The sequence below is a fragment of the Selenomonas sp. oral taxon 892 str. F0426 genome (assembly GCF_000468035.1).
Taxonomy (GTDB): domain Bacteria; phylum Bacillota; class Negativicutes; order Selenomonadales; family Selenomonadaceae; genus Centipeda.
The window spans coordinates 243,595-267,716 of record NZ_KI260539.1 but is presented as its reverse complement, the minus strand read 5'-3'; the positions used below and the strand labels follow the sequence as shown (position 1 = coordinate 267,716).

The window sequence follows — 24,122 nt, the reverse complement described above, 5'->3', positions numbered from 1 at the left end:
GTATACTTATTTATATATGTCTGAATTCTGCAAATTCTTCGTGCATTTCCATTTATTCCGTGCTACAATGAACGTGTATTGTCATTGGCGAAATAAAAGGAGGCGACTCTTTGGATCATTATCTTTCCGGTGTCGCTATGCACATTGCTCCGGCACTCGCCATCTTCTTCGCAGCGTTCATTCAGTCCATTACAGGCTTTGGCCTTGTCATTATTGCAGCACCGCTTCTCATGTTCTTCTACGAGCCGAAGCTCACTGTCCCCATCATGCTGCTGATTGCATGCAGCAGCAACTCGGTGCAGGGGTTCCTCATGCGGCGCGAAGCAAATTTTCCGCTCGTACGCTGGATGTATCTCGGTATGCTCGCAGGACAGCCAGTCGGCTTCTTTTTCTTTACTTACATATCCAATGACGCGCTGAAGGTATTCATCAACGTCATTGTTCTTCTCAGTCTCGTCCTCATGCAAGTCTCGCATTGGCGTATCCGCGAATGCCGGCGCAACACCATCATCGCAGGGATACTCTCTGGATTCACTGCGATCACAACAGGCATGGGCGGACTCCCCTTCCTCATTTACCTTGCGTACAGTACGATGCCGCAGAACGTATTCCGCGCGACATGTTTCGTCTACTTCTTCCTCGGCAACGCGACCTCGCTCATCAGCTATCTCATCGGTGGTTTTCCGCTGGCGGCGGCATGGAATGAGTTCATTTTTTTATTGCCCGCGCTCGCTCTCGGCATCATCATCGGTCACAAAAGTATGCGCTTTATGCCCGCTGCCCTCTTTCGAAAGCTCATCTTCGCGATGCTCTACGTCGCCTCGATCTATACGATTGTTTCCATTTTGATGAAATCATTCTGACGGACTTTGTTTTATCAGTGATTCCAAAAAAGCGCGGCTGCTGAGCCGCGCTTTTTTGTGTTTTCTCACCGAATCGAGCGGAGCACAGCCTCCAGCTCATCATAGCGTTGCGTCAGGCGTGTGCTGAGTTCTGCAATGCGGTCGATGGATGTGGTCGAACGGCGAATTGCACCGAGTCCGCTGTCCAGATTTTTCTTCAGTTCCTCCACCCGACCGTCAAATCCATGCTCGAAGTCCTCGACTTGATTTTCAAATTCCTGATTCGTTGCGAGCATCTTGTCGATCTCCTGCACGTCGCGCAGAAGTTCTCCAATCGCCTCATCGGATGCCTCCAGACGCTCGCGCGTGTTCTCGGAGAGCTTGCGCACCTCGCCCGCAACCACGGCGAAGCCGCGTCCCATCTCACCCGCACGCGCCGCCTCGATGGCGGCATTGAGCGCTAGAAGGTTGATCTGTGCGGAGATCTCCGTGATCATGTTCATGACCTGTTCGATCTTCTTCGTACTCTCCGTAAGCCGCTCCAGCTTCGGCGTGATCTCTGCATTCCGTCCGAGCAGTTCCTTTGTCATATCGCCCTGTCCGCCGAGGCCGCTGCTGAGTTTGTCGATGAGCGCGGAAACACTCTCGGCGCTCTCCCCGATGCGTGCCATCGTCTTGGACATCCCCGCCATCTCTGTGCGGTATTCCTGGAACTCATTCATGATTCCGTCCTTGAGGCGGTTGATGATCTGCATACGGCTGATCTCATGTTCCAAGAAGGATTTTTGGCAGAGGGCATAGACGGACGGGAAGCGATCCATATAGCCGTCATAAAACGAACCGCCGGAGATCTGATAGAAGAAGATCGCTGTCAACGTCTCATTGATGTGCATTCCCGCAATCTCGCCGAGTGCCGAGTACCCTGCAACAGGCATGCCGTCGAAGAGATCGGCGCCCGCAAGCTCCCCCGCAAAGGTCAGGCGACGCAGGATACAGTCGTTCATCACCAGACCGATGGGTGTCGGTTTCCCCTTGGCAAATCCCGCATAGTCCGCCTTCAGCGCCTCGATGAAGCGCGAACGGCGCATGAGGTGGAGATCCTCACCTGCTGCAATGTCACAGAAGAAGTGCATGCGCTTCGTATCTTCCTCGATGCGCTGCAGTGAGCGGATATAGAACTGATTGCCGACATGGGTCGCAAAGGTATAGTCCGCGAGCGCATTGGTCAGCGCAGAGGGATCGGCGACATGCAGCTCATCCATCAGGACATCCGCAAGCATGACGGGGCGCCCCTCGGCATCGGCAACGGTATCCACTGTGCGGAACGTCGCATCCGAGCCGATGACCGTCCATTTCTTCCCGGTCTCCTCCGCTGCCTGCGTCTTAAAGATGGAGTAGCGATAATCCGCAGCGAGTTTCACAACGAGAACGACGGCATGATGCTCAAGCACCTGCTTCCCGTTGTAGATATACGTGTGGGAAAAGTCAAGTGCACCGCCCGCCGAGCCGCCGATATACGGGCAAGGAAGGCTCTCCGCCTCATAGAGAGCGCGCAGTACGAAGGACTCGCATGCACTCACGCCATCGACATAGACAAAGGCAAAGGTGTCGTCGAAGCGCACGGGGAAGGGAATGCGCTCGGCACGCACGTCGGCAGCGATCTTCGCCACGCGCTCGGCGGGCGTAAGCGTCACCTCACCGCGCCGCATATCCTCGTTGTGCAGGGGCAACGTCATCATATACGTCTCAGCGATCATACGCTTGCTGAACACCTGCAGGAGCACCTTTGCACGCCCGTCTTCCGCCTCCATATAGTAGGAGCGTGTCCCCGGCGTATGCGTCAGCTCGCCGCAGGTCGTCATGAGCAGGAGCTTTACATCGGGCGGCGAGGCCGACTGTACGGCGCGCGCAACATCATCCATCGCGAGATCCGCCGAGATAAAGCCCAGCACGATGGCGGGGCCGCCCGGCACATCGTAAAGCTCGCGCAGCCGCTCCGCCGTCAGCTCCCCGCGCGAAAGATAGGCGGTCTTTATATCCCCGCCCCCCACAGTGCCGAGGTTCGCAAACGGCGCACGTACTTTTGCGTTCTCCTCGTGCGCAGGTGTCTCCGCTGCCAGAGGCTTTGCCTTGATCCGGTCAGCGAGCGAAACCTCCTCTTTTTTCTTATTCCCAAACAAACCAAACATAATTTACCTCCCCATCAACAAAGACTCTTTAATATAAGTATAACACAGGACTATCCACGCCGCAAGAAACGATAAAGTATCATCGGGACAACGAGCATAGGAACACCAAGATAGAGTGCAGAACGCAGTTCCGGCACAAAGATCATAAAGATGAGGCAAAAGACCTGTGCCCAGATGCCAAAGAGCGTTACATAGGGAAAGAAGGGGGTACGATAGCGCAGGAGAGAAACCTGCCCCTCTGCCTCCAGTTTTCGGCGACGACGATATTGGCTCCAGCAGATCGAGATCCACGCCATCGCGCCGGAAAAGCCCGACAGGGCAAGCAAATATGTATAGAGCTGGCTATTGGGGTTCATCGCATAAATGGCGATAACGCCCCAACAAAAGATGATGGAAGCATAAATCGCGCGCGAGGGTACCCCTTTACTGCTGAGCCCCTCGAGAACACGCGGAGCCATCCCCATCGTCGCAAGGGCATGGACGGTACGTGCTGCGCCATAGAGCCCCGAATTCGAGCAGGAGATTGCGGCCGTAAGAACGACGAGCGAGAAGAGCGCTGCCAGATGGGACAATCCGTGTTCTGCAAGTGCTGCCGCAAAGACACTCTCCGAAAGTGATGCATGATCCCATGGCAAGATCGAGATGAGCAGTGTAATCGGCACAATATAGAGCGCAATGATCCGCCAGGTCACGTTGCGTACCGCTGACGGGATACTGCGTGCAGGATCGGCGGTCTCCCCTGCCGCAAGACCAATAATCTCAGTTCCCTGAAAGTTGACGAGGATAATGACCATCGTGAGCACGATCGCCGCATATCCGTTGGGTGCGAAGCCGCCGCTGCCAAGGAGAATGCGCGTCCCGATATAGCCCTCATCACCAATGATGCCGAGACAGATGAGGAGCGCAACTACACTGAATGCCACGAGCGCGGTGACTTTGATGAGCGAGAGCCAGAACTCGCTCTCCCCGAATTTATCGACACGAAATAGATTCAGGATCGTAACGATCAACCCGAAGAACACCGCCCACCAGATTGTCCCAACCTCTGGGAAAAATCCATTCATGATGATGCCGGCGGCAATCATCTCCGAGGGGACATAGGACACCCATGTCACCCAGTACGACCAACCGACGCCGCACGCCCATGTTGCAGAAATGTTCTCTCGCGCGTAAACGACAAATGAGCCGGAAAGCGGCTTTTCCACCGCAAGCTCGGCGAGGCATGACATAACTGCGAGGACGATGATGCCCCCGAGAAGATAGGAAATGATAGAGGCAGGCCCCGCCTGCTCGAGTACATAGCCTGTTCCAAGAAAGTATCCGCTCCCGATAACCCCGCCGAGAGAGATAAACTGAAGATGTCTGTTCTTCAGCTTCCGTTTCATTGTTGATTCGCCCATGGGCTTTTTAACACAACCTTCCTGCTCGATATGGATGCAAAAAAATGCGCTCTCATCATACTACAAGAACGCATGAATTACTATGATTTATTTGACAAAGCAGTAAATTTTTATTATCATCGTACCAAGTATACAAAGGAGGATTTATTATTATGAAATTTAGAGCCTTGCTGCTCGGCCTTGCACTTGCCATCTCAGTCTCTGCCACTGCAGATGCGGCTGTTGTCGAGCATCGAGAATCAACAACGAATCTCTCGATTGCCTACCCTGTTCTCAGCCTGGATGACACATCCGTCGCCAGTCTCATCAACACCGACATCGAGTCACTTGCTGCACGTGTTCGTACGGAGTACGAGAGCGGTGCGTTCTACCGCGGTGAACTCGGTTATCGCGTACATCTCGACGATGACAACTTTCTCTCTGTGACATTCACGGATCTGCGCTATGAGCTGCGTGGAAACCAACCGACACGGCATGACTACGGTATGGTTTACTACAAGAAGACGGGACAGCGTCTGCCGCTCGCATTCTTCGTCCACGTCACGCCGTCCGATCTCGACAGTGAGGCAGCAAATGGCCATCTCTACAACGAACAGGGACGCAACACTCCGATTCAGCCGGAAAAGTCCGTACGCGAAGTGCCATCAAACTACTTCCTCGGCGGGCGCGGCTTCGTCTGCCCCATCTTCCAGGCGGGCGAACTGACAGCGAGCACAGGGCCGACCTACATTCTGCTTGATGCGAGCATTGTTGACTATTTCAACCGCAAGAACAAATGAGTACAGGCCTTTCCTATACGACGATCGCAGGGGAGATACCGACGAGTGGTATCTCCCCTGTTTTGTACGAGATCCAGCGCTCACGCTTTCTCTCCTATGTGATCCATGCGGAAGACGAGGAGGAGGCACGTGCATGGCTGCTGGGGGTAAAGAAAGAGCATTTTGAAGCGCGTCACGTTCCCTACGCAATGGTATTCGGTGCACGCAGCGAACGACAGCGTTCGAGCGACGACGGCGAGCCAGGCGGCACGGCAGGCAGCCCCATCCTGGAGGCGATCAAAGCGCGCAGCATCACGAATGCTGCCGTCGCCGTCGTCCGCTACTTCGGCGGCATTAAGCTCGGTGCGGGCGGACTCATTCGTGCATACGCCCATGCGGCAGGACTTGGACTGGACGCAGCGGCAAAGATACGCATGACCCCTCTGCATACATTGTATGTGCTGATTGACTACGATCTCCTCAGCGCTGCCGAGCATTATATCCGCGAAACGGGCGTGCAGACAGAGGAGACAAGTTACGCAGATGCGGTGACACTCACCCTGCTCATCCCGACGAGTGACATCGAACTGCATCAACGCGCTCTGACCGACCTCACGGCAGGTCGTGCACGATATAAATTGGGGGAGCGGAAGTATGTCGCTGTTCCCCTTACGTAGAAAAAGCGCCTTTCTAAGGCGCTTTTTCTATTCAATATTGCAGATCTCTTTGCCGCAGTTCTCGCAGTGGATCTCTTCCTTTAGAAAGTCGATGTCCTTGATGAGGATGAGGTGTCCTCGCATAGCGATGACCCCGCTCCGCTTGAGATCGGCGAGCATTCGATTGAGGCTCTCTCTCGCGGAGGCGGAATAGTTCGCAAGTTCCTGATTCGTCAACGGTACGGAGAGCAGGATCCCCTCCTCCGTCTCCATCCCGTAACTGTTCGCAAGACGGATGAGCGTCGAATAGAGTGCGCCCTTCTTCCCGTAGAGAACAAGATCGCGAAACTTCAGATGCTGCTTTCGCATATGTATCCCAATCAGTTTGAGAAGCGCAATCGACAGATGCGGATGCTTCTCAAGATACGCCTGCAGGACAGGAAACTCAATGGCATAAACCTCTGACGCGCTGCGCGCGAGTGCACTGAAGATATAGGTCGGCCTCTCTTCATAGATTGGCAGTTCGCCGATGATGCTCCCCGTTGTCGCAAGGCGGAGAGAGAGTACGCGCCCCGACGCGCCGTATTTCACAATGAAGATATGCCCTGAGCGTACAATGTAGAAATAGCGTGCTGATGTCCCCTCACGAAACAGGTACGCGCCGTCATGCAGCGAAATTACCTTGCCTGGAATCGACATCATTTCCCGAATGAGCTCCCCCTGATCCACAAGCCTCGCCTCCATCTCCCTCAAATAGATGATTTAGGTATTTTTATGTTATCGAAAAAAGTAGAAAAAACCTGTGACATGAATCACATCCAAAGAGCATTTTTTTCATTATAATTTTTTCGTATAGATATTATAGGAAACTCTGATACAGAGCAGATTTATCACAGGGGAGAGATGCAAATGGAAAGCAAGGATGTCCTCGCCTCACTCGGCGAGACCCCGTCAAGACGCGAGATTCTCGCGCACTGGGATCCGGAAAACGAGACTTTCTGGAAGAAGTACGGCGAACGCATCGCCAAGCAAAACCTCTACACCTCGACGTGGGCGCTGACCCTCTCCTTCATCGCGTGGACGATGTGGGCGACAATGGCGGCGCAGCTCAATCAGGTGGGTTTCCACTTTACGGACAATGAGATTTTTACACTCGCTGCACTGCCGGGACTCGTCGGCGCAACAGGGCGTCTCATCTACACCTACCTCCCCGCCATCGTCGGTGGGCGGAACTGGACATTCATCTCGACGGCCCTGCTCCTTGTGCCGCTCATTGGGCTTGGTGGGGCCGTCACGGACACATCGACGAGCTATGACACCTTTGTCCTGCTCGTTGCCGCCATCGGCATCGCAGGCGCGAACTTCTCCTCGTCGATGGCGAACATCGGTTTTTTCTTCCCAAAAGCGCAGAAAGGGCTTGCACTTGGCATCAATGCTGGTATCGGCAACCTCGGCGTTTCGATCATCTACCTGACCGCACCGCTTCTGCTCGGCATGAGCTTCGGCGGGTTCTTCGGCCCACCGCTCATAAATGCAGCGGGCAAGGAGGTCTACCTCCAGAGCGTCTGCTACTTCTGGGCAATTCCGACAGCACTCACCCTCGTTCTCGTCTGGATGTTCATGGACAATCTGCCCATCCCGAAGCAAAGCCCACGCAGCATGATGTCCATCTTCGGCAATAAGCACACATGGCTCATCACGGTCATCTATACGTGCGGTTTCGGCTCGTTCATCGGCTACTCTGCCGCACTGGCACTCCTCGTCAACCGCGAGTTCCCTGAAGTTTCTTTCGCCTACGCTGCATTCCTCGGTCCTTTCATCGGAGCGAGCATGCGCCCCATCGGCGGCTGGGTCGCGGACAAGGTGGACAGCGGCTCAAAGGTCACGTTCTACTCACTGATTCTGATGCTCGTCGCCTGCGTTGTCACGATGCTCGGCATCGAGGCGCACAACTTTGCGCTCTTCTTCAGTTCGTTCCTCGTTCTCTTCTTCTCGACGGGCTTCGTCAACGCCGCATCCTTCCGCATGATTCCGTTCGTCTTCGAAAACCCGGTGCACGCCTCGCTCGTCACAGGTTTCACAGCAGCAATTGCAGCATACGGTGCTTTCTTCATCCCGAAACTCTTCGGACTTTCGTACGCAACGCAGGGCAATGTTATCCCCGCATTCTATTTCCTCATTGGATTCACCTTCCTGACCATCATTATTACATATGTATTCTACGCACGCAAGGGCAGCGGCATCAAATGCTGATGCACGCACCCCGCTAAAAATCCCCCTTCGCACGATTTTCGCGCGAAGGGGGATTTTCTATGCACCGATTTATTTTTTCCGATAGATGATCGGACTGCGCACAAGGTACTCAAACGGTGCGCTGAGGCAGTGGACGAGGCGCGTGAACGGGAAGAGGAACGCGACTGCCATCCATGAGAACATGTGGATACGGAACATGAGCGGCACGTTCTCCATGTAGTCGATCTCGGGGCTGAACATAAGGACGGAACGGAACCACGGCGAGATGGTCTCGCGGTAGTCGAACCCGCCCTGCACGGCGTTCAGCGTCGTGGACGCGCAGCCCGTGAAGATCGCAAGGAAGAGGAACAAATAGAGCCACTTGTCCACGCCCGATGTGTTGACCGCCATCCGATCCTTGCCGAAGCGGCGAATGAGGAGCAGGACAAAGCCTCCGAAGAAGAGAATGCCCGCAGGTGCTCCGCCGCCGAGCGCAATCATGTGGTAGAGGTGCTCGTCGATGCCCGCCGCCTCGGTCATGAACTTCGGGATGAGCACGCCGATGACGTGCCCGCCGAATGCCATGACGAGACCGAGGTGAAACATCGGCCCCGCGATCTTCAGGTCGCTCTTGGAGAGGAACTGACTCGACTTCGTCGTCCAGTTCCTCTCAGAGACGGTGTAGCGCACGATCGTCCCCACGATGAGGAACGTGAACGCGATGTAGGGGAGTATGCCCCATGCGAACTGTTTCATCATGCTGTCCTCCCTTCGAGAGCGGATACCTCCGTGAGCACGACATCGAGGAGAAACGCATAGGGCAGCTTCGCCTCGATCAGACGGTCACGCAGCAGCTCCAGTTTCGGCTGAATCTCATGCAGAATGTGCAGAGACGTGCGCTCGGGCACGGCCGCCGCGAGCTCGAGGAGTGCGGGCAGATAGTCCGGCAGTTCGCGTTCGAGGTCATAGCCCGCATCGAGGAAGAGCTGCTTGTAGCGCAGCATCTCCTCGGACTGCTTGCCGAAATCCGTGCGGTTGTGCATCGTGAGGTAGAGGTTCGTGTTCTGCGAAAAGTCAAAGGCGCGCACATAGGCATCCTCGAACTCCTGCCGCTCGGTCTCGCCGATGTAGCCGAAGAACTCCTCGAACACCTCACGCGACTGCGGACGCTCGACATCCACGACCGCCGCCGCGTGCGTCGGTACGCCCTCCCACCAATCCGCCGAGGGGTACTCGAACAGATAGGAGGTGAGGAGGAGCGGTGTCTGTATGCGATTCGTCTCCATCAGCAGCACCCCCCGGGGCACGCATAGCCGACCGAGCCCTGCAGCTCACGCAGCTTCTCATGCGTGACATCCTGAAGCCCTGCGGGGATGTTGAAACGCTCGCGGCGTTTCGCAAGCCCGAGGAGACGGTACATCGCCTCGTAGGTTTCCACGTCGTGCGTCAGATTCGCAGGCAGAGCATCGCCCGTCTGCTTTGCACGCATGACGGCACGCAGCTCGAGGAGGACATGCAGCACGCGCTCGATCGCCGCCTCATCGCCCGCCGTGAGGAGCTGTGCGAGGTAGGCGACAGGGATGCGCATCTCCGCCGCACCGGGGAAGAATACTTCCTCTTCGACGCGCCGCGCAATCGGGCTGAGGGGCGGGACGTACCAGACATTCGGCAGCGTGCGGTACTCCGGATGGAGCGGGAACGCGAGCTGCCACTCGGCGATCAGCTTGTGTGCGGGCGAGTTCTGTGCCGCACGCATCCAGCGGTCAGGGATGCCCGCCTCCTTTGCCGCCGCGATCGTCTTCGGATCGTTTGGATCGCAGAGCGCACCGAGGTATGCCTTGTAGATGTCCTTTGGGTCGGGAGTGGATGCCGCCGCCTTGACCTTGTCCGCATCGTAGAGCAGGACACCGATATAGCGCATGCGTCCAACGCAGCCGTCGCTGCACACGGTCGGCAGACCGTTCTCCAGACGCGGGAAGCAGAACGTGCATTTTTCCGCCTTGTTCGTCTCCCAGTTGTAGTAGATCTTTTTATAGGGACACGACGGAACGCAGTGCCGCCAGCCGCGGCAGCCGTCCTGCGAGATGAGCACCACGCCGTCCTCGTCGCGCTTGTAGATCGCACCCGAGGGGCACGCCGCCACGCACGCGGGGTTGAGACAGTGGTTGCAGAGACGCGGCAGGTGCTTCATGAAGATGTCGTGGAACTCGAGCGTGATCTCCTGTCCCATCTTCGTGAGGTTGTAGTCCTTGCGTGCGGACGCGCCGTCGGCGAGGTCGTCCTCCCAGTTCGGCCCCCACTTGATCTCCATGCGCTTTTGCGTAATCAGCGAGCGCGGACGCGCGACGGGCTGATGGTTGCGCCGCTTCGTGTGAATCAGCGTCTCATAGTCGTATGTCCACGGCTCGTAGTAGTCGTCCATCTCGGGCTGCTGCGGATGGTAGAACAGCTTTGCAAGACGCGTCGTCATGCCGCCGGTCTTGAGTCCGAGCTCGCCATCCTTCAGCTCCCAGCCGCCCTTCCATTTCTCCTGATTTTCCCACTGCTTCGGATAGCCGATGCCGGGCTTGGTCTCGACGTTGTTGAAATACATATACTCCGCGCCGCGCCGGTTCGTCCAGACGTTCTTGCAGAGGATGGAGCACGTGTGACAGCCAATGCACTTGTCCAAATTCATGACCATCGCAATCTGCGCTTTAATCTTCAAGCCAATCTACCTCCTCCATGCGCCGCACGACGACGTACGAGTCGCGCTGATTGCCCGTCGGGCCGTAGTAGTTGAAACCGTAGCTGAGCTGCCCATAGCCGCCGATGAGGTGGGTGGGCTTGATGTGAATGTGCGTCGGCGTGTTGTGCGTGCCCGCGCGCGTCCCCGAGATCTTCGACCCCGGCACGTTGATGTGGCGATCCTGCGCGTGGTGCATAAAGACCGCGCCGTGCGGGATGCGCGGCGAGACGACGACGCGCGAGGCGACGACGCCGTTGCGGTTGTAGAGTTCGATCCAGTCGTTGTCCTTCACGCCGATCTCCGCCGCATCCTTCTCGCTCATCCAGACACTCTGTCCGCCGCGGAACATCGTGAGCATCTGCTGCGCATCGAAATACATACTGTGCGTGCTCCACTTGTTGTGCGGCGTGAGGTACTTCAGCGTGATTTCCTTCTGCGTGCCGTTCAGCGACTTGTTCATCGGACGGAAGTCGAGGATCGGGCGGTAGACCGCCTGTGCCTCGCCGAACTCGCGCATGACCTCGTGATCCATATAGAAATGCTGGCGCCCCGTGAGCGTACGGAACGGGATCAGCTCCTCCACGTTGTTCGTAAAGGGCGTATAGCGGCGGTTCTGATTGCTGCCCGTAAAGGTCGGTGCCGTGATTGTCTCACGCGGCTGCGCGATGACCTGATCGTAGGTGAACCGCTCCTCCTCGCGATCCTTTGCGAGCTTCACGAGGTTGTCGAGACCCGTACGCTTCTCCACCGCCTCCCATGCGCGGACTGCCGTGCGTCCGCAGGTCGTCGGCGAGAGCCCGAGCACCGCCTCAATCGCCTGCCGCGCCTCGTAGATGGAGGGACAGCCGTAGGACACATAGTCCTTATTCTGAATGATGCCGTTGCGCTGACGGATCTCCTCGTAGTCCTCCGCCGAGTCCCACGTATTGCCGTGGCTTGCCGTCTTGCCGCCCGCGTTCGGGCCGAGCGCGATCCACTTCTCATAGAGCTTCGTGTAGTCGATGGTGTTGGACGCGATGTTCGGCATCGTCTTGCCGGGGATCGGCTCGCACTCGCCCTTGCTCCAGTCGCGCACAATGCCGTCCGGCTGCGCCAGCTCTGCCTCGCTGTCATGCCCGAGCGGTGTCGCAGCGATGTTCGTGTACGGCGTGAGTCCCGCGTCCTTTGCGACCTCGGACACCGCCTGTGCCAGTGTGCGGTAGATGTCCCAGTCCGTGCGCGACTCCCAGAGCGGATCGACCGCGGGCTGGAAGGGGTGAACAAACGGGTGCATATCCGTCGAGGAGAGGTCGGTCTTCTCGTACCATGTCGCCGTCGGCAGCACGATGTCGGAGTAAAGTGCGTTGCCCGCCATGCGGAAATCGAGCGAAACGAGGAGGTCGAGCTTGCCCTCGAGCGCACCGCCCGGCTGCATGAGTTCCTCCTTCTCGCGCCACTTGACTTCCTGCGGACGCGTCGCACAGTCCTCCTCCTGGAAGATGCTGTTCTCCGTGCCGAGGAGATACTTGAGGAAGTAGTCGTTGCCCTTCGCGGACGAGCCGAGCAGGTTGCACCGCCAGACAAAGAGGTTGCGCGGGAAATTCTCCGGTGCATCGGGATCCTCCCATGCGAACTTCAGGCTCTTGTCCTTCAGGCTCTTGACGATGTATTCCTTGATGCCGTCCGCGCCCTCGAAGCCCGCCGCCTTTGCATCCGCAGCGAGGTCGTTCGAGCCGCGGTTGAACGTCGGGTAGGACGGTGCCCAACCCAGACGCGCCGCGAGCACAGCATAGTCCGCCGCGTGATTGTAGCGTGCGTTTTCGTTCGCCGCCGTCAGTGCGTCCGTCTGGATCTCGTCGCTGCGCCACTGGTCGGTCGCGAAGTAGTAGAACGAGGTGGAGTTGAGCAGCTTCGGCGGCGCCTGCCAGTCCGTGCCCGTCATGATGCGCGCCCAGCCCTCGTTCGGACGGAGCTTCTCCTGTCCGACGTAGTGCGCCCAGCCGCCGCCGTTGCGTCCCTCGCAGCCCGTGAAGAGCAGGAGGTTGATGATCGTGCGGTAGACCGCGTCCGCGTGGAACCAGTGGTTGATGCCGCCGCCCATGATAATCATGGTTCTGCCGTTCGTCTTGATGGCGTTATCCGCGATCTCGCGTGCGGTCTTGATGACGAGATCGGGCGAAATGCCCGTGTACTTCTCCTGCCATGCGGGCGTATACGGCGTGTCGTCCTCGTACGAGCCTGCGCTCTCGCCGCCGATGCCGCGATCAATCGCATAGTTCGCGAGCGTGAGATCGTAGACCGTCGTGACGAGCACCTCGCCGTCCGCCGTCTTGATGCTGCGCACAGGCAGAGCACGCGTCAGTGTGCGCTCCCTGCGGTCGTTGCCGAAGTACGGCAGCTCGACCTCAACCGTCCCCGTCTTGTCATCCCAGACGGAGAGACGCGGGCAGATCTCCGCGCCCGTGTCGCGGTTCTCCTCGCGGATGTTCCACTTCTCCTGCGTCGACCAACGCTCGCCGAGCGTGCCGTTCGGAATGACGATCTCGCCCGTCTTGTCATCTACGACGTAGTAGCGGAAGTCCGCGTGCTTCTCGTCGCGTCCCATGTCGCGCGAGGAGAGCATACGCCCGGGGATGTAGGTGCCGTCCTCTTTCTTCTCGATGCGCACGAGGAACGGGAAGTCCGTATACTTCCGCGTGTACTCGAGGAAAAACGGCGTGGTTTTATCAACGTAGTATTCCTTGAGAATGACGTGCCCCATCGCCATTGCCATTGCGGAGTCGCTGCCCACCTTGAGCGGGATCCACGTATCCGCGAACATCGAGGACTCGGCATAGTCGGGCGCAATCGACACGACCTTTGTACCCTTGTAGCGCACCTCCGCCATGAAATGCGCATCCGGCGTGCGCGTGAGCGGCACGTTCGAGCCCCATGTGATGAGGTAGCCCGCATTGTACCAGTCGCTCGACTCGGGCACGTCCGTCTGCTCGCCCCAAATCTGCGGACTCGCGGGCGGCAGATCGGCGTACCAGTCGTAGAACGAGAGTCCGACGCCGCCCATCAGCTGCATGAAGCGGATGCCCGCCGCATAGCTCAACATCGACATCGCTGGGATAACAGAGAAGCCGAAGATGCGGTCGGAGCCGTAGGTATACGCCGTGTAGAGCACGGAGGCGGCGATCAGCTCGCTGACCTCCTGCCAGTTCGAGCGCACAAAGCCGCCCATACCGCGCGCCTGCTTGTATTGCTTCTTCTTTGCGGGATCGGAGGCGATGCTCTTCCATGCCTCGTACGCGTTCGGATGCGCCGCACGCGCCTCACGCCAAAGAGCCGCGAGTTCCCCGCGCATATACGGGTACTTCACGCGGTGCGGGCTATAGAGATACCACGAGAACGTCGTCCCGCGCGGACAGCCGCGCGGCTCGAAGTCCGGCATATCCGGCGCTGTCTCCGGATAGTCGGTCGCCTGATTCTCCCACGCCACAATGCCGTTCTTGACGTGGACGTTCCAGCTGCACGAACCCGTGCAGTTGACCCCGTGCGTCGTGCGAACCGTCTTGTCGAACGACCAGCGGTCGCGGTACATATTCTCCCATGTGCGCCCGCCTTCATTCATCTGGGCATGGCCGCCCGCAAGCTCCGACGTAGGAATCAGATACTTGAACTTTTTGAAGATACTGCTCACGCCTTCACCCCTCCATCAATTTATCACTCATTGAAAGGACTTATACATACGATATAATTTTACTATATTGGTATATACGTGGATGTGAGCAACATCACAGATTTGTAAATTTTTATAATTGAAAACTATTCTTGCGATTGTTTTTCTCTATGCTGCGCCTTGCGTGGTAAGAAAAATGTATCATTGCGCTTTGGTTTTACATTCATAGTACATTTCTCTCTTCGCCTGAAGGGCTGTCTATGTTATAATGAAAAAAATAAAATAAAGTGAAGAGGTGTGCGTATTCCTATGGATTCAAATCTGATCAATAATGCATCACAGGACAGCAACAAGATGCTCAACTATAAGATGAAGATCCTGCTTGACATCGGGCAGACGCTGATGGAGAACGGGGCCGACTGTACACGTATCGTACGCGATATGCGCCGCGCAGCAGCACATCTGCGGATTCCTGCAAAGGACATCCAGTCGCACGTTACCTACACGACACTTATGCTCTGCGTCAGCGATGGCGAGCGTTCCTTCACGCAGTTCCGTAAATGCCTGAAGCACGCCGTCAACCTCGCGGTTCTCGCTGCCGTCAGCAAACTCACATGGCGCGTCCTGCGCGGCAACACGCCGATCCATGCGATTGAGCGCGCCGTCAACCGCATTCGAGAGCGTCCTCTCTGCTATCCCGTCTGGGTCATTGCTCTTGGCGCAGCCGTCGGCTCGGGGGGGTCCTGCAAACTCTTCGGCGGCAGTTGGTTCGAGGCTCTTGTCGCGACCATTGCTGCCCTATTCGGCTTTATCGCGCACCGAACAAGCACAAAATACGAGTTCAACCCCTACGCCTGCGCGATGATCACAGGTTTCGTGGCGACGCTCGCAGCGTGGGCAATCCCCGCTGCACTGGGTCTGCCAACTATGTGGTACGCACTCGTCGCCTGCACCATCTTTCTCATGCCGGGCTTCCCCTCCATCAATGCCGCGAGTGACCTTCTCAACCGCTTCACCACATCGGGTATGACACGTGCAATGGACACCATACTCATCATCGGCGGTATGACATTCGGAATCGCATTCGCCATCCTCGTTGCGGGCATCCACAACATCTCCGATGTCCATATACAGCCGACGGACACCTATCTCAATCAGGCCATTGCTGCAATTCTTGCAGCAGGTGGATTCTCGATCATGTTCAACACACCGAAAAAACTGCTCGCTATCGTCGCGTTCGAGGGAATTGTCACCATGCTCATCCGCAACGTCATTATGCTTGAGTTTGGACTTCCGCAGGCAATCGGCTCGTTCGTCGCTGCTGCCGTCGTTGGCATAGCCGCGCTCAAAATCATCCACATCGTCCATACACCGAACACCCTGCTTATCATTCCGCCTGTCATTCCGCTCATCCCCTGCGTCCTCCTCTACCGCCTCCTCTTCGCCGTCCTGCACATTCAAACCATCTCCGTCGAAGAGCTCTTGGAGGCACTTCGTTTCGGCGTGGACGGCGTTACCATCATTCTTGCCGTTGTCGTCGGTGTCTCGATCCCAAATATTTTCATCCAGCGACGTATGGAAGCACAGCAGCAGCGTGAAATTAACTCAATTATTGCACAGCGCAGCATTGAAGGCTGAACAATTCAAAACATCATCCAAACACCCTCCCATATTGAAAGAATCCGATATGGGATTTTTTTCACATGATTTCACGGCTTATGTATACAAAAAAAGGCTTAAAAAATGGGATTTTACGCTTGACAAAAATATCTGAATTATACTAAAATGCCAAACATGGCGTACTTTTTGAAAGTGGAATGCCATATCAAGTCTTCCGTATTTTTCTTTATGTAATAGGAGGCAAAAATATGATTGTTGGCGTTGTAAAGGAAATCAAAAACAATGAGTTCCGCGTCGGTATGACCCCTGCAGGTGTCGAGGCGATGCGCCGCGCCGGTCACACAGTTTTGATCGAAGAGAGCGCGGGCGTTGGCAGCGGCTTCACGGATGCCGATTACAAGGCTGTCGGTGCAGAGATTGTCTCGGACAAGAAAGCTCTGTTTGATCGCTCCGAAATGATTGTTAAGGTAAAAGAACCCCTTGAGTCCGAATATGACCTCTTCCATGAAGGCCAGATTCTCTTCACCTATCTCCATCTCGCAGCTGAGCCCGCTCTGACGGAAGCTCTCCTCAAGAAGAAGGTTGTCGGCATTGCCTATGAGACGGTTCTCGGCAAGACCGGTCGTGGTCTCCCCCTGCTCGCTCCGATGAGCGAAATTGCAGGTCGTATGTCCGTTCAGATTGGTGCACAGTTCCTTGAGAGCCGTTATGGCGGCAGCGGCGTCCTCCTCGGCGGCATCGCAGGTGTCGCAGCGGGTCAGGTCGTCATCATCGGCGGCGGCAACGTCGGTACGAACGCTGCAAAGATCGCGGTTGGTCTTGGAGCACGCGTTACGGTCATCGACCTCTCCATCGAGCGTCTCCGTGAGCTCGACGATATCTTCGGCGGCCGCATTGTCACCGAGTACTCCTCGAGCTACAACATCGCAAAATGGGTCAAGGAAGCAGATCTTCTCATCGGCTCGGTTCTCATCCCGGGCGCTCGTACGCCGATTCTCGTCACCGAGGAGATGGTCAAGACGATGAAGAAGGGCTCCGTTATTGTTGACGTTGCTATTGACCAGGGCGGCTCAATCGAGACCTGCGACCATGTCACGACGCATGAGAATCCGACGTTCGAGAAGCACGGCGTCGTTCACTACTCCGTCGCGAACATTCCGGGTGCAGTCTCCCGTACCTCCACGCTCGGCATCACGAACGCAACAATCTCCTATGCGGTTGACATCGCAACGAAGGGCTACAAGGCTGCTCTCCAGCAGGTTCCGGGTCTCAAGTACGGTCTCAACACCATCGACGGACACCTAACAAACGAGGCTGTCGGTAAGGCTCTGAACATTCCGTTCAAGTCCATCGATGAGTTCCTTAAGTAATTCTTTTCTCTGACTGCAGAGGGGCTGTTTCACTCCCATATGCTTCCATATGTGCCGTGAAACAGCCCCTTTTCTTAGAAAAAACTGAAAGGATTTGCTTGGAGGTTTTTGTATGTTCTTTAAGAAAAAAACACTGGAGGATTTCAGTGCGCAGCGCGAAGGCAGCGGAATGCTCCGCACGCTGAGCACTCTGGACCTCACCTTCCTTGGCATCGGCGGCATCATCGGCTCGGGCGTGTTCGTTCTGACAGGTATCGGTGCCGCACGCTACGCAGGCCCCGGTATTGTATTATCCTTCGTTGCCGCAGGTCTCCTCTGTATGCTCGTCGGACTTGCCTACGCTGAGCTTGCCTCTCTCATCCCCGCTGCGGGCAGTGCGTACGCCTATACGTTCGCATCCCTCGGTGAGGGCATGGCGTTCCTGTGCGGATGGTCGCTGATCATCGGCTACATCGTTACCGCGAGTGCGGTTGCCGTCGGTTTCTCTGCCTACTTCTCAGGAATGATGGCGTCCCTCGGGATGGAGATACCAAAGGCGTTCCTCACAACGGCGCCGGAGGGCGGTATCATCAACCTTCCCGCTGTCGTCATTACCCTCGTGATTGGTTTCATCCTCGCACACGGCACGAAGGAGAGTTCGCGCCTAAACGCAATCCTCATCTCGCTCACGCTGTGTGCAATCCTCGGGTACATCGTCGTAACGGCCCCCCACATGGACATTGCGAAGAACATGGATCCGTTCCTTCCCTTCGGTGCTGCCGGCATCATGACGGGTGCAGCGGTCGTGTTCTTCTCCTTCATGGGATTCGATACGGTCGCAACCTCCGCAGAGGAGTGCAAGACTCCTGAGAAGAGTCTCCCGATCGGCATTATCGCATCCGTCTTCGTCTGCCTCTGCATCTACGCCGTTGTGGCATTCGTACTCACGGCGACGGTCAACTACGCAGATCTCGACCGTGCCGACCCGGTGGCATACTGCCTCCGTCTCATCGGCTACCCGGGATTTGCGAACCTCGTTACGGTCGGTATCCTCTTCGGTATGATCACGACCCTCATCGTTTACATCTTCGGTCAGGCTCGTGTCTTCTACGCGATGTCGCGTGACGGCTTCCTCCCGAAGGCAATGGCGAATATCCATCCGAAATACGGCACGCCGTACTTCATCACCCTCGTGGGCTCTGTCATCATCGCCTTCATTGCAGGCTGCGTTCCGATGCTTTACATCGTCGAGCTTGCGAACACCGGTGTTCTCGCGGCATTCTTCATCGTCTTCGTCGGACTGATTGCGCTCCGCCGCAACTCCCCCGACCTGCCGCGCACGTTCACGTTCCCGATGCTCTACGTGCTCGCCCCGATTGGTATGGTCGTCTGCCTCTACCTCATCTGGGCACTCTCCCTTGAGACGAACATCACCTTCATCGTTCTGATGATTGTTGGCTTCTTCTTCTACAACGCCTATGCTCCTTCGCATAGATGTTGGGAAAGCAAGAAATAAGTTTCATACAGAAACAGCTGCAGCCCGTCTATAAGGACGGGCTGTTTTCTATTGCAAATCCTCCAGCACAATCTCGACGAAGAAAAATTCATTGCATAAATGCTCTGCATACGCTAAAATAAGCGAACTAAGAAAGCACGGATCCGACAGTGATCTGCGGTTCCTTAAATACGAACTCGAGCAGATGAGAAAGGAAGTGCCCTATGCCCAGTCGTGCGGCGTGGGTGGAGATCGATCTCGGCGCGATTGCCCACAACTATCAAGAGATTCGGAGCCATATCCAACCAGGAGCAAAACTCTGCGCCATAGTCAAGGCAGATGCATACGGCCACGGTGCGATTGCCGTTGCACGCAAGGCAATCGCAGCAGGAGCGGACTACCTCGCCGTCGCGACAATCTCGGAGGCACAAAAACTGCGCGAAGCAGGCTTTACAACCCCCCTCCTCATCCTCGGTCTCACAAAGCCGGACAGCTCCTTTGACATCGTAGACGCAGATCTCACACAGACGGTCTGTCGCCTCGATCTCGTGCAGGCCCTCTCGGCCGAGGCAGTCGCTCAGGGAAAGCGTGTGAAAGTGCATCTTGCCGTCGATACGGGGCTTGGACGCATCGGCGTGCGCCCCGAGGATGCCGCGCATTTTGCCCGCGTCATTACCGCCATGCCCGGCATCGAACTCGAGGGCATCTTCTCCCATTTCGCACTCGCAGATATCGCGGATAAGACATTTTCGATGGAGCAGATTCGTCTCTTTCAGGAGGCGTGTGAGAGTGTGAAGGCGGCAGGAATTGATATCCCGATTCGCCACATTGCAGAGTCTGCAGCAATCCTCGATCTGCCGAATGTGCATTTTGATATGGTGCGCGCCGGTATCGTTCAATATGGCCTGTGGCCATCCGACGAAGTCACACGCCCGCTCGACCTGCGCCCAGCGATGAAGTTCTGTGCACGCATTGTCTACATCAAGACAATCCCTCCCGGCACATCCATTGGCTATGGGCGTCACTTCATCGCGAAACGCGAGAGCCGCATTGCTACCATCTCCGTTGGTTACGCCGATGGCTATATCCGTGCCTATGGCGGCGGATGCGTAGAGGTACGCGGGAAGCGCGCGCCGATTGCCGGACGCATTTGTATGGATCAGTGTATGATTGACGTCACCGACATTCCGGAGGCAAAACTCGGCGATGTCGTAACGCTGTTTGGCTCCGAGACGCTGACAGCAGACGACCTTGCTCACTGTGCAAACACGATCAGCTATGAGGTGCTCTGCCTTGTCTCGAAGCACGTCTCCCGCATCTATATGGCGTAATACAAAGTTTTATATCCCCGCATTTTGCGGGGATTTTCTGTATGATTATGAAGCACACAGTTTTCCCGCCATTACGCATTCTTATTTGTGAAATTCTCCTCCGTGTGGTAAAATAAAAATGTTTTGGGATATTGCAGGAGGATGTTATGAGGTGTGAACGCGGGGAACTGTATACAGCCTTCGGTCATGCGTTCGTACTTGTCTCAGCTGGGGCTCTGACGATTGTTCTAACCACATCACTGCTCACGCGCGCAGGCATCCCCTTTGCAGCATCATATACAGTCTCCATCGTCGCCTGTATAGTTGGAACACTTGCCGTTTCCTGCAGAGAGCGAACACGCATTGCCCTCCCATCACCCGCCATCATGAGCTGGCTTGTTTATGAGGAGATCATTGCACACGGGCTCACGTGGCAGGAGACACTCGGTATCACATTCATTGCCGCTCTTTTGGGGGCAATCCTGACACGCACATTATATGCCGACACATTAATACGTGCACTCCCTCCGGCGGTTCGTACCGGCCTTGTCTTCGGTCTTGCCCTTTCGATGCTCGTGACATCGGCGCTCTATGCGCGGATTCTTCTGCCATCTCCATGGGCACTGACAATGGGCGGTACGCTCAGCGATCCCCTCACCTACTTTACAGTGACAGGCATCCTGCTGGTACTTCTCCTATATGTGCGCAATATGCATGCAGCTCTGCCGCTCGGCATACTCCTCATCGCTCTGCTTACATGGGCAGAGGGATTTTGGGAAATTCCAACGGCGCCCTTTTTTACGCCGGATATCATCTCTCTGCCATTTGTCCTGAGCCTGCCTCAGACCGATGTACTATCGGCCGCAGGAGTCGGCTGTGTGCTGCTGCTTGGCGTTACGATTGAGAACATATCAGTGTTGGGGGCAGAGCAGAGCACCACCATGCCGAAAAAGCCGCTCACACGACTTTTTGCAGTCAGTGCAGGCGGGGCAGCTATAGGAGCATTTCCGCTCACCATCATGCCCCTCTCTGCGGTGCTTCCAGGGGGAGAAGAACGCTGCATTGTTGGTATTCCTCTGACAGCCGGCATATCAGTTCTGCTTCTTGCCATCCTACTCCCCTGTGCCCCTCTGATGCAGGCGTTCATGGAGTTTCCTGCCGCTCCTGCGATAGCACTTGCCGTCACGGGACTGCTGCTCCTCGTACGAGCTCTGCATCTGATGAAAAACATTGAGGCATTCACGATACGCGAGGGTGCCGTCATCGCAGCATTTCTTCTTGCCTCATACAATATCAAGACGGGTCTGACGGCCGCACTCCTCACATGGACGCTGTTCACGGCCGCGCGCGGAGAGCGTGTCCCCTCTATGACCTGGGGGCTTACGGCACTGTTCACAGCTTTCTACCTGCTGAAATGGATACTATAAATAATAGGAGGTTCATCGTTTGCGAAAAGATATCCTTTTGCGCGGCTCTCTAGCCGCAGCCCTCACAGGGCTTTTCATTCTAACTGCGGCATCAGGTGAGGCACGTCGCTCACACGATCCAGGTACGGCAACAAAGGTTCGTTCGGAGCGCGGCACTGAGGCTGAGGAAAAGAATGATTTCCGTAGCCGTATTGACCTGCTCATCCAGGAGGCGGAACGGGCGAATGAGGCTGCATCCCCCGCAAAATCGAAGTACGAGCCGCTCTTCAGTGTCCCCCAGACACTCTCCGAATACGATACTGCCATCATCGGCACACCTCTGGCAAGTCAGGAACAGTGCGTCAACTATCTCCTAAGCGTAAATCCACACCCTGCGATCTCCGTCTCACCATACGAGCTTGTCGCCTACTACTACGAGGAGGGAGCTCGTGAGGGCATTCGCCCAGATGTTGCCTTTGCGCAGGCGCTCAAGGAGACAGGTTTTTTCCGCTACGGCGGTACGGTAACACCAGATCAGAACAACTACTGTGGACTTGGAACGACGAGCGCAACCATCAAGGGGGCCTACTTCGCCACCTCACAGATCGGCGTGCGTGCGCACATCCAGCATTTACTCGCCTACGCATCAACACGCCCCCCCATCTCCCCTGTCGTCGATCCCAGATATAACCTGGTGCGCAACGTCTACGGTACGAATACACTCGGACATTGGCAGGATCTCAATGGACGCTGGGCCGTTCCCGGCGATTCCTACGGGCAGAGTATTCTGTCGATGTTCCGTGCAATCCTGCGCAAGTAGGGAAGGAGAACGAAAAGATGATCACCGTCAACAATCTGAGTCTGCAATTCGGCAAGCGCGTCCTCTATAAGGACGTGAATCTGAAATTCACCCCCGGCAACTGCTACGGCATCATTGGCGCAAACGGTGCTGGAAAGTCCACCTTCCTCAAGCTCCTCTCAGGAGATATCGAACCAACGGGCGGCATTGTGGACATCACGCCAGGTGAGCGCCTCGCCGTTCTAAAGCAGGATCACTATGCCTATGACGAGGTTGAAGTCCTGCGTACAGTCATCATGGGACACCCACGCCTCGTGGAGATCATGGACGAGAAGGACGCCCTCTATGAAAAGCCGGACTTCTCCGACGAGGATGGCATGCGTGCTTCGGAGCTTGAAGCAGAGTTCGCCGAGCTCGACGGCTGGAATGCAGAAACGGAGGCGGCGCAGCTGCTCAATGGTCTCGGTGTTCCAGATGCAAAACACACGCTCAAGATGAATGAAATTTCTCCCTCTGAGAAGGTGCGTGTCTTGCTCGCACAGGCACTCTTTGGCTCTCCGGACATTCTGCTCCTTGATGAGCCGACGAACCACCTCGACGTCTCCTCGATCAACTGGCTCGAAAACTTCCTCGCGGACTTCCCAAATACGGTCATTGTCGTCTCCCATGACCGCCACTTCCTCAATCAGGTCTGCACCTACATCTGTGACGTGGACTTTGGAAAGATCTCCCTCTTCGCCGGCAACTATGACTTCTGGTATCAGTCCAGCCAGCTCGCCCTGCAGATGGCAAAGGATGCAAACAAGAAAAAAGAGGAGAAAATCAAGGAACTTCAGACGTTCATTCAGCGCTTCTCGGCAAATGCATCGAAGTCCCGGCAGGCAACCTCGCGAAAAAAACTCCTCGAGCGCATCACACTTGACGACATCAAGCCGTCCACACGTCGCTATCCGTACATTGCGTTTACGCCAGATCGCGAAGCAGGCGATCAGCTGCTGACGGTCGAAGGACTCTCCAAGGAGATCGATGGCCGCCAGCTTCTTAAAAATGTCAGCTTTACCCTTAAGAAGGGTGATAAGGTGGCCTTTGTCGGACCGAACGGGGCCGCAAAGACCATGCTGTTCAAGATCCTCATGGGTGAGGAGGAGGCAGATGAGGGCTCCTTCAAGTGGGGCGTGACGACGACACAGGCCTACTTGCCCTCGGACAATAGTGCATACTTCGATGATGTCAAACTGAACCTTGTTGACTGGCTGCGCCAATACTCGAAGGATCCGGACGAGACTTTCGTGCGCGGCTTCCTTGGCCGCATGCTCTTCTCTGGTGAGGAAAGTCAGAAGCGTGCCGAAGTGCTCTCGGGCGGTGAGCGCGTCCGCTGTATGCTCTCGCGCATGATGCTCTCTGGTGCGAACGTCCTGCTCTTCGACGAGCCGACCGACCATCTCGATCTCGAATCCATCACGGCACTCAACAATGGTCTCATGTCGTTTGGCGGAACGATTCTCTTCGCTTCGCGTGACCACGAGTTTACGCAGACGGTTGCAAACCGCATCATCGAAATCACGCCCGTGGGCGTCGTCGACCGCATTTCAACCTACGACGAATACCTCAGCAACGAGACGGTCAAACAGCAGCTTGCGGAGAAGTATAAAGCGGCAGAGTAATTTTTCAAAAAAGGGGAATACCGAGTGCTCC

The 24,122-nt window shown here is 56.2% G+C and carries 18 protein-coding genes; 11 read left to right on the top strand and 7 right to left on the bottom strand.

The annotated features are described in order from the left end of the window. Positions 1–110: 110 nt before the first annotated feature. Entirely contained in the window at positions 111–863 is a 753-nt protein-coding gene (locus HMPREF1992_RS06480; protein ID WP_037358796.1) for a sulfite exporter TauE/SafE family protein, read from the top strand. A gap of 65 nt (positions 864–928) precedes the next feature. On the opposite strand, the gene HMPREF1992_RS06475 is transcribed toward HMPREF1992_RS06480, so the two are convergent. Further along, a complete protein-coding gene (locus HMPREF1992_RS06475; RefSeq protein WP_021685066.1) occupies positions 929–3,031 on the bottom strand; it encodes a methyl-accepting chemotaxis protein in 2,103 nt (700 codons plus the stop codon). A gap of 50 nt (positions 3,032–3,081) precedes the next feature. Continuing rightward, positions 3,082–4,431 carry an amino acid permease gene (locus HMPREF1992_RS06470; RefSeq protein ID WP_021685065.1) on the bottom strand — a complete coding sequence of 450 codons (1,350 nt, stop codon included), beginning with the start codon at positions 4,429–4,431 and terminating at the stop codon, positions 3,082–3,084. Positions 4,432–4,583: 152 nt separating this feature from the next. On the opposite strand from HMPREF1992_RS06470, the gene HMPREF1992_RS06465 reads away from it, so the two are divergent. Both HMPREF1992_RS06465 and HMPREF1992_RS06460 read left to right on the top strand, forming a co-directional pair. Continuing rightward, positions 4,584–5,210 carry a hypothetical protein gene (locus tag HMPREF1992_RS06465; protein ID WP_021685063.1) on the top strand — a complete coding sequence of 209 codons (627 nt, stop codon included), beginning with the start codon at positions 4,584–4,586 and terminating at the stop codon, positions 5,208–5,210. Beyond that, positions 5,207–5,866, top strand: coding sequence for a YigZ family protein (locus tag HMPREF1992_RS06460; RefSeq protein ID WP_021685062.1), 660 nt, complete (start codon positions 5,207–5,209; stop codon positions 5,864–5,866). The genes HMPREF1992_RS06465 and HMPREF1992_RS06460 overlap by 4 nt, the downstream gene beginning before the upstream one ends. A gap of 27 nt (positions 5,867–5,893) precedes the next feature. Here HMPREF1992_RS06460 and HMPREF1992_RS06455 read toward each other — a convergent pair whose 3' ends face one another. Beyond that, the gene (locus HMPREF1992_RS06455) at positions 5,894–6,574 is read right to left on the bottom strand and encodes a Crp/Fnr family transcriptional regulator (protein WP_037358915.1); all 681 of its coding nucleotides are present in this window, start codon (positions 6,572–6,574) and stop codon (positions 5,894–5,896) included. A 174-nt stretch (positions 6,575–6,748) separates the two neighbouring features. Between HMPREF1992_RS06455 and HMPREF1992_RS06450 the strand changes: the two genes are divergently transcribed. Beyond that, positions 6,749–8,098: an MFS transporter gene (locus tag HMPREF1992_RS06450; RefSeq protein WP_021685060.1), complete on the top strand. Its 1,350-nt coding sequence runs from the start codon at positions 6,749–6,751 to the stop codon at positions 8,096–8,098. 69 nt (positions 8,099–8,167) lie between these two features. Here HMPREF1992_RS06450 and narI read toward each other — a convergent pair whose 3' ends face one another. The 4 genes from narI to HMPREF1992_RS06430 are packed head-to-tail and all read right to left on the bottom strand — an operon-like array spanning position 8,168 to position 14,469. Continuing rightward, entirely contained in the window at positions 8,168–8,833 is a 666-nt protein-coding gene (gene narI / locus HMPREF1992_RS06445; protein WP_037358913.1) for a respiratory nitrate reductase subunit gamma, read from the bottom strand. Continuing rightward, a complete protein-coding gene (gene narJ, locus HMPREF1992_RS06440) occupies positions 8,833–9,363 on the bottom strand; it encodes a nitrate reductase molybdenum cofactor assembly chaperone (protein ID WP_021685058.1) in 531 nt (176 codons plus the stop codon). The genes narI and narJ overlap by 1 nt, the downstream gene beginning before the upstream one ends. Continuing rightward, positions 9,363–10,784, bottom strand: a complete 1,422-nt coding sequence (gene narH / locus HMPREF1992_RS06435) for a nitrate reductase subunit beta (RefSeq protein WP_021685057.1) — start codon at positions 10,782–10,784, stop codon at positions 9,363–9,365. The genes narJ and narH overlap by 1 nt, the downstream gene beginning before the upstream one ends. Further along, on the bottom strand, positions 10,774–14,469 hold the full coding sequence (locus tag HMPREF1992_RS06430; RefSeq protein WP_021685056.1) for a nitrate reductase subunit alpha: 3,696 nt from the start codon (positions 14,467–14,469) through the stop codon (positions 10,774–10,776). Before HMPREF1992_RS06430 ends, narH begins: the two co-directional genes overlap by 11 nt. A 288-nt stretch (positions 14,470–14,757) precedes the next feature. On the opposite strand from HMPREF1992_RS06430, the gene HMPREF1992_RS06425 reads away from it, so the two are divergent. The 7 genes from HMPREF1992_RS06425 to HMPREF1992_RS06395 all read left to right on the top strand — a co-directional run bounded on the left by HMPREF1992_RS06425 (position 14,758) and on the right by HMPREF1992_RS06395 (position 24,091). Then, entirely contained in the window at positions 14,758–16,086 is a 1,329-nt protein-coding gene (locus HMPREF1992_RS06425) for a threonine/serine exporter ThrE family protein (RefSeq protein WP_021685055.1), read from the top strand. A 230-nt stretch (positions 16,087–16,316) separates the two neighbouring features. Continuing rightward, complete coding sequence (ald, locus tag HMPREF1992_RS06420) at positions 16,317–17,438, top strand: alanine dehydrogenase (protein WP_037358794.1); 1,122 nt, start codon at positions 16,317–16,319, stop codon at positions 17,436–17,438. 112 nt (positions 17,439–17,550) lie between these two features. After that, positions 17,551–18,933 (top strand): amino acid permease, encoded by a 1,383-nt coding sequence (locus HMPREF1992_RS06415; protein ID WP_021685052.1) that lies wholly within the window; start codon positions 17,551–17,553, stop codon positions 18,931–18,933. Positions 18,934–19,136: 203 nt separating this feature from the next. Then, positions 19,137–20,243, top strand: a complete 1,107-nt coding sequence (alr, locus tag HMPREF1992_RS06410; RefSeq protein ID WP_021685050.1) for an alanine racemase — start codon at positions 19,137–19,139, stop codon at positions 20,241–20,243. 146 nt (positions 20,244–20,389) lie between these two features. After that, positions 20,390–21,649, top strand: coding sequence for a nitrate reductase (locus tag HMPREF1992_RS06405; protein ID WP_037358793.1), 1,260 nt, complete (start codon positions 20,390–20,392; stop codon positions 21,647–21,649). 19 nt (positions 21,650–21,668) lie between these two features. Next, the gene (locus tag HMPREF1992_RS06400; protein ID WP_021685047.1) at positions 21,669–22,448 is read left to right on the top strand and encodes a glucosaminidase domain-containing protein; all 780 of its coding nucleotides are present in this window, start codon (positions 21,669–21,671) and stop codon (positions 22,446–22,448) included. Positions 22,449–22,465: 17 nt separating this feature from the next. Then, positions 22,466–24,091, top strand: a complete 1,626-nt coding sequence (locus HMPREF1992_RS06395) for an ABC-F family ATP-binding cassette domain-containing protein (protein WP_021685046.1) — start codon at positions 22,466–22,468, stop codon at positions 24,089–24,091. Positions 24,092–24,122: the final 31 nt, after the last annotated feature.

Coding starts and splice junctions, on each gene's coding strand:
- HMPREF1992_RS06475 (WP_021685066.1), bottom strand. CDS start 3,031: ATGTTTGGTTTGTTTGGGAATAAGAAAAAAGAGGAGGTTTCGCTCGCT.
- HMPREF1992_RS06470 (WP_021685065.1), bottom strand. CDS start 4,431: ATGGGCGAATCAACAATGAAACGGAAGCTGAAGAACAGACATCTTCAG.
- HMPREF1992_RS06465 (WP_021685063.1), top strand. CDS start 4,584: ATGAAATTTAGAGCCTTGCTGCTCGGCCTTGCACTTGCCATCTCAGTC.
- HMPREF1992_RS06460 (WP_021685062.1), top strand. CDS start 5,207: ATGAGTACAGGCCTTTCCTATACGACGATCGCAGGGGAGATACCGACG.
- HMPREF1992_RS06450 (WP_021685060.1), top strand. CDS start 6,749: ATGCAAATGGAAAGCAAGGATGTCCTCGCCTCACTCGGCGAGACCCCG.
- narI (WP_037358913.1), bottom strand. CDS start 8,833: ATGAAACAGTTCGCATGGGGCATACTCCCCTACATCGCGTTCACGTTC.
- narJ (WP_021685058.1), bottom strand. CDS start 9,363: ATGGAGACGAATCGCATACAGACACCGCTCCTCCTCACCTCCTATCTG.
- HMPREF1992_RS06425 (WP_021685055.1), top strand. CDS start 14,758: ATGGATTCAAATCTGATCAATAATGCATCACAGGACAGCAACAAGATG.
- ald (WP_037358794.1), top strand. CDS start 16,317: ATGATTGTTGGCGTTGTAAAGGAAATCAAAAACAATGAGTTCCGCGTC.
- HMPREF1992_RS06415 (WP_021685052.1), top strand. CDS start 17,551: ATGTTCTTTAAGAAAAAAACACTGGAGGATTTCAGTGCGCAGCGCGAA.
- alr (WP_021685050.1), top strand. CDS start 19,137: ATGCCCAGTCGTGCGGCGTGGGTGGAGATCGATCTCGGCGCGATTGCC.
- HMPREF1992_RS06405 (WP_037358793.1), top strand. CDS start 20,390: ATGAGGTGTGAACGCGGGGAACTGTATACAGCCTTCGGTCATGCGTTC.
- HMPREF1992_RS06395 (WP_021685046.1), top strand. CDS start 22,466: ATGATCACCGTCAACAATCTGAGTCTGCAATTCGGCAAGCGCGTCCTC.